This is a genomic window from Mucilaginibacter sp. (genome assembly GCF_041663085.1).
In the GTDB taxonomy this organism is placed as follows: Bacteria; Bacteroidota; Bacteroidia; order Sphingobacteriales; family Sphingobacteriaceae; genus Mucilaginibacter.
In genome coordinates, this window is the sequence record NZ_JBAZRC010000205.1 from 1 (window position 1) to 5,789 (window position 5,789).

Here is a 5,789-nt window from a genome sequence, read left to right on the forward strand (position 1 = left end):
CATGTAAGTACTACAGATGTGAGTTTTAACGCTAAAGACAGCCAGCTGGAGGTGATCTGTACTATTTTTACCGATGATTTTGAACTGGCGCTCGAAAAGCAATTTCATTCTAAAGCGGATCTGGCCAAGCCAGAGATGCATGCCGCCATGGATGCATTGGTAAAAAATTATATCAACAGCCATTTGCAGTTAAAAACAACAGGCGCAGCTTTGCCCCTGTCGTACATCGGGTTTGAGATAAACCGCGAGGCGGTGAATGTTTACCTGGAATCGGGCAAGATAGCTACCCCCAAAAAGATAGACGCGCAGGTAACCTTATTGCAAAGCCTGTATGATGATCAATTGAACATTGTGCACATGACTGTTAACGGCACCCGCAAAAGCACCCGCCTTGATGCGCCCAATAAAACGGTGACGCAAACTTTCTAACAGCACGTACCCACCCACAAAAATATTCTATATTTGCGCAAATATTGTTCTCGTAGTTCAATGGATAGAATTATGGCCTCCGAAGCCGTCGATATGAGTTCGAATCTCATCGAGAACACTTTAAACAAACCGTCTTAATTAAATTTAAGGCGGTTTTTTGTTTTAGGTCGATTTCAGGTATACTTGTAAAGTCGAATTCAGTTACCTTACGCTACACTATCATCATGAAAATTAAATTGATCCTGCAATTGGCTTTGGCCGCTTGTTCGCTTAGCGCGCTCGGGCAAGGCAATAATAACACTATTGCTGTTTATGCGCAAGCCAAAGCGCCTTTACGCCAAAGTCCTTACATCGAACTGCCGCTTGGGGCCATAAAACCCGAAGGCTGGCTGCGCGAGATGCTGATCCGTCAGAAAACGGGCGCTACCGGCAACCTGGATAAGCTTTATCCGTTGGTTATGGGCAAACGCAACGGCTGGCTTGGCGGCGACGGCGACCTGTGGGAGCGCGGCCCCTACTGGATAGATGGCTTGCTGCCCCTTGCCTACATCCTGCAGGATAAAGCGCTGATAGCAAAAGTAAAACCCTGGATAGAATGGAGCATAAAAAGCCAGCGGCCTGATGGTTACTTCGGCCCCGCAAATGACCTTGGCCCTGAACCGGGCATACAACGCGATAACGCGCAGGACTGGTGGCCCAAAATTGTAATGCTAAAGGTATTGCAGCAATACTACTCGGCCACAGGTGATAAAAGGGTTATCAACTTAATGACAAATTACTTTAAGTATCAGCTAAAAGAGCTACCCACGCACCCGCTTGACCATTGGACATTTTGGGCCCGCTACCGTGGTGGCGATAACCTTGCTATGGTACTATGGCTATACAACCAAACCGGCGATAAATTTTTGCTTGACCTTGCCGACCTGGTACACAAACAAACCTTCGATTTTACAAACGCTTTCCTGAATACCGATCTGCTATCAACAGATAACAGCATCCATGGTGTAAACCTTGCCGAGGGTATGAAAGAGCCTGCCATTTATTACCAATACCACCCTGAAGCAAAGTATACCGATGCCATGAAAAAGGGGTTTAAAGACCTGCGCAGGTTTAATGAATCGGTACCGGGGATGTTTGGTGGGGATGAATCACTACATGGCAACAACCCTACACAGGGATCTGAACTTTGCAGCGCGGTTGAGATGATGTATACGCTGGAGAATACGCTGGCCATTACCGGTGATTTAAGTTACGCCGACCATTTGGAGAAAATAGCATTCAACGTAATGCCTACGCAGATTGATGAGAATTTTATTAACAGGCAGTATTTTCAGCAGGCCAACCAGGTAATGCTTACCCGCGCTGTACGCAATTTTGACATCAACCACGATGGTACAGACGTTTGCTTTGGCTTGCTTACAGGGTACGCGTGCTGCACATCAAACATGCACCAGGGCTGGCCAAAATTTGCGCAGAACCTTTGGTATGCTACGCCTGATAAGGGACTGGCAGCTTTGGTTTACTCGGCCAATGAGGTAAAGGCTTTTGTGGGCAATAACACCGAAGTATCCTTCAAAGAGGAAACCAACTACCCTTTTGATGAAACTATAAAATTCACTTTTAGCAGTAAAAAAAGCGTTTCGTTCCCGTTGAGCTTGCGCATCCCTGAGTGGTGCAGCAAGGCATCCATCAAAATAAATGGTGCCGATTACCAGCAGCCCTCCGGCAACCAGATAGTAAAAATAACCCGCGAGTGGAAACACGGCGATGTGGTTGAATTATCCCTGCCAATGCATGTATTTAAAAAAATTGGTTATGAAAATTCTATTTCGGTGCAACGCGGCCCGATAGTTTACGCCTTAAAAATTGGCGAAGAAGAAAAGGTTGTTAAAACAGGTAAGGATTCGATAGATTATGGCATCAGCTTTACCGAAATACGCCCAACTACCCCATGGAACTACGGTTTGATAAGGGTTGCAGATAACAAACTGGCCGACAGCTATAAAGTGGAAAACATACAAGCAGTTAGCGCCAACCCATGGACGGCTGCCAACGCCCCTATCCGGATCAAAACCAAGGGCAGGCGCATCCCCTCATGGGGCTTGTATAATGAGTCGGCCGGGCCATTACCGTTCAGCACCATCTGGAATTTTGAGACCGCTAAAGAGGAAGAAGAGCTTATTTTGATCCCCTACGGATGCAGCCGTTTACGTATAACGCAGTTCCCGGTGATTGATAAAAGGTAGAATAATTAGGGTAACCAATTAATTACCCTACCTTTACCCACACACATGGAAGAAAGAAAATATTTAACAACCTGGAGAAAATACATCCCGGTTATACGCCTGCATCTGAAAAGAAGCCTGAATGAGGATCAAACTTTTAAACTGAACATCACCGATTTTGAATCGGCCGGCGACAGGGGAAAATCAGGCTATACCTTTAGCCTGGCTATGGAGAACGGCAAGGTAACCAACAACATAAGCGGATCTGCTGTAGCCCGCGACTTGTACGAGGCCCTTAAAACCGATGATGCGATCAAAGAACTGATCCAGGATAAAAACATAAAAATAAGTGTTGGTAAAACCTTTATGCTCAGTATAAAAACAACAACCGTTTCTTCTTATAAATAAGAAATAACGATATAAAATAAGAAAAGCCGTTTACATTACGTAAGCGGCTTTTTTGTGTTTATGGGTGTTCACGTTCACTGCCGTGGCCGGCGCGAACATCTTGAGCAATTTGATAATCAGATATTTGACAATTTATATTTTCAAATATTCAGTGAACACTTCAAATGCCGTTACCTGAAAAATTATTTCTGTAATGCCGGCTGGAAATGCGAGCTAATCGCTATCCTGTTCCACGCGTTTATGGTGATAATGGCTATGATAACCTGCCCTACATATTTGGCACCCAAAAGTTCAACCGCCTTATTGTAAGTATCGTCAGATACTCCCCCTTTGTGGATGAGTGTGGTTTCTTCTGTTAAGGCAAGTATAGCCTGTTCTTTTTCGTCGAAGAATGGGGTATCTCTCCAGGCGCTTAAAGTGTAAATACGTTGCTCGGTTTCGCCTAATTTGCGGGCATCCCTGCTGTGCATATCCAGGCAATAAGCACAACCGTTTATTTGTGACGAGCGCAGTTTGATCAGTTCTTTGTGCAGAGGTTCTATCTCGCTGCCAATTACAAAGTTTTCTAACGCCATTACTGCTTTATATGCATCGGGTTGTGTCTGTAAAATGTTTGTCCTTTTCATGATCTGTTTGTTTTTTGTTAGGACAAAGTTGCAGATAAACATCCCCTCGAAAAATGAACTGAGGTTAAGAAAGTGAGGAGAGATAAAAGAATCAAGAGCCAAGAATCAAGAAAGTATTTCGCGCCTCTTTTGTCTTGATTCTTGACTCTAAAAGTCCCGACTCTCTTACTTCCCTTTCTTCGCTCTTATCCTACTTAAAAACTGCGGGGTAAAGCCCAGGTATGAGGCCAGCATGTATTGGGGCACGCGCTGCACAAAATCGGGGAACATGTCCGTAAAATAATGGAAGCGTTGTTCGTCGGTTTGGTTAAACAAAAAACCTATACGCCGTTGCGAGGCTATGAACGCCCTTTGCATGGTTAGCCTGAAGTAGGTATCCAGTTTGGGGATCTGCTCAAGCAGGGGGCCTTTATCCCTGTTATGCAGCAACAATATCTCTGATGCCTCGATGGTTTGGATATAGGTACCGGCAGGCACATGGTTAACAATACTGTCGTGGTCGGCAATCCACCAGTTCTCTAAGGCAAATTGCACTATCTGTTCGTTCAGTTTGGCGTTTACATAATACTGCCGCAGTAAACCGCTCAACACAAAATACTCGCCTTTGCAATGCTGGCCGGGTTCCAGTATAATTTCTTTCTTTTTGAATTTAAGCAACTCCATACTATTGCACAGCAATTGTTCTTCCTGAGGAGTAAGCTGCACCTGGCGTTTTATATGTGCGAGTAATTGTGGATACATTGGTAGCTAATTTAAATAATCCCGGGGTATATCCACCTTTTAAAAAGCTTTTTCTCCCCTTTTAAGCGCTATCAACAAGAAATATATTTACCTCAATATCAAACCTAACCTTTAAACACGATGACCCCAATTATTGGAGAAATACGAATGGTGTCCTTCAACTTTGCCCCCGAATACTGGTTTCCTTGCGAGGGGCAGGAATTTAACAAACACATGTACCCCGACCTGTATGAAGCTATTGGTACCACTTATGGTAGTGATGGCAAGGATTCTTTTAAACTACCCGACCTGAGAGGCCGTTTACCCATGCACTTTGGCCAGGGAGAAAACTTATCTGATTACCCCATAGGTAAGCCTGTAGGAGATGAGTTTATTACAGTGCGTAACAATACCGGCCGCCCGGAAGAACCCGCTACCTTTAGCCGCGCGCCCGAAACAGCTGTCGTTAATACCCAGCCTTCGCTTACAGTTAATTTTATTATTGCCTACATGGGCGCTAAACCTTAACCTTAAAACAAAAAAATCATGGATCCATACATTGGCGAGATAAGAATAGTTCCTTTTGCAACCGCCCCAAATGGTTGGGCAGCATGTAACGGGCAACGGCTACCTATAAGAGGTAACGAGGCGCTATATACCATACTTGGCACCACTTATGGTGGTGATGGCCAAACTTATTTTAACCTGCCCGATATGCGTGGCCGTGGCCCGATAGGTATGGGGCAAGGCCATGGGCTCTCCAATTACAGGCTTGGCCAAAAAGCAGGTACAGAAAAGCCTGTAACCAATGATGCAGATGCGCAGAATGGCGTGGGCGTGTTACGCACCAACGGCATACCCGATAGGGACCAACAGCCAACTATTAACGGCACGCACTCTATTATACAACCTTCACTACCTTTAAATTTCATCATTTCGCTTAGGGGTATGTACCCTGTACGCGATTAAACTTAAATTATTTGTTATGTATCACTATTATGGCGATCAGTTTATTGGAGAAATAAGAATGTTTACCGGGAATTTTGCACCCAAAGGCTGGGCCTTTTGCGATGGGTCGCCGGTTAGCGCCCGGCAAAACCCTGGCCTGTTCACGCTATTGTATGACAGGTACGGGAGCATTAATTCCGAAACCGTTAGATTGCCCGACCTGCGCAGCCGCGTACCTATACACGGCGGCATAGGCAATAACCTGTCCATTCCTTATGAAACAGGTAATTACGTGGGCACCGAAACTGTATCGGACTTTAAAGGCATAAATTCACGGTACAAAGCCCAGTCGCCAACCCAGTTTACGGCTATGCCGGCAAACCAATCGCTTATTCAGCCTGTGCTTACGGTCAACTTTATTATCGCCTTAGAG

The 5,789-nt window shown here is 45.1% G+C and carries 8 protein-coding genes and 1 tRNA gene; 7 read left to right on the forward strand and 2 right to left on the reverse strand.

Annotated features, from left to right (window positions below; genetic code table 11):
* The 4 genes from WC615_RS22145 to WC615_RS22160 form a co-directional block, all read left to right on the forward strand.
* On the forward strand, positions 1-429 hold a 429-nt coding region (locus WC615_RS22145), incomplete at its 5' end, for a DUF6702 family protein (RefSeq protein ID WP_372980222.1).
* Between the two features lie 46 nt (positions 430-475).
* Positions 476-547, forward strand: a tRNA-Arg gene (locus WC615_RS22150).
* Between the two features lie 106 nt (positions 548-653).
* On the forward strand, positions 654-2,675 hold the full coding sequence (locus WC615_RS22155) for a beta-L-arabinofuranosidase domain-containing protein (RefSeq protein ID WP_372980223.1): 2,022 nt from the start codon (positions 654-656) through the stop codon (positions 2,673-2,675).
* 45 nt (positions 2,676-2,720) lie between these two features.
* Entirely contained in the window at positions 2,721-3,062 is a 342-nt protein-coding gene (locus WC615_RS22160; RefSeq protein WP_067052966.1) for a hypothetical protein, read from the forward strand.
* Between the two features lie 182 nt (positions 3,063-3,244).
* Here WC615_RS22160 and WC615_RS22165 read toward each other — a convergent pair whose 3' ends face one another.
* The gene (locus tag WC615_RS22165) at positions 3,245-3,688 is read right to left on the reverse strand and encodes a carboxymuconolactone decarboxylase family protein (protein WP_372980224.1); all 444 of its coding nucleotides are present in this window, start codon (positions 3,686-3,688) and stop codon (positions 3,245-3,247) included.
* A gap of 165 nt (positions 3,689-3,853) precedes the next feature.
* Positions 3,854-4,429, reverse strand: coding sequence for a Crp/Fnr family transcriptional regulator (locus WC615_RS22170; RefSeq protein WP_372980225.1), 576 nt, complete (start codon positions 4,427-4,429; stop codon positions 3,854-3,856).
* Between the two features lie 120 nt (positions 4,430-4,549).
* Between WC615_RS22170 and WC615_RS22175 the strand changes: the two genes are divergently transcribed.
* The 3 genes from WC615_RS22175 to WC615_RS22185 all read left to right on the forward strand — a co-directional run.
* On the forward strand, positions 4,550-4,936 hold the full coding sequence (locus tag WC615_RS22175; protein ID WP_372980226.1) for a phage tail protein: 387 nt from the start codon (positions 4,550-4,552) through the stop codon (positions 4,934-4,936).
* Positions 4,937-4,954: 18 nt separating this feature from the next.
* Positions 4,955-5,377: a phage tail protein gene (locus WC615_RS22180; protein ID WP_372980227.1), complete on the forward strand. Its 423-nt coding sequence runs from the start codon at positions 4,955-4,957 to the stop codon at positions 5,375-5,377.
* A 16-nt stretch (positions 5,378-5,393) separates the two neighbouring features.
* Positions 5,394-5,789, forward strand: a 396-nt coding sequence (locus WC615_RS22185; RefSeq protein WP_372980228.1) for a phage tail protein, incomplete at its 3' end; no start/stop codon positions are given.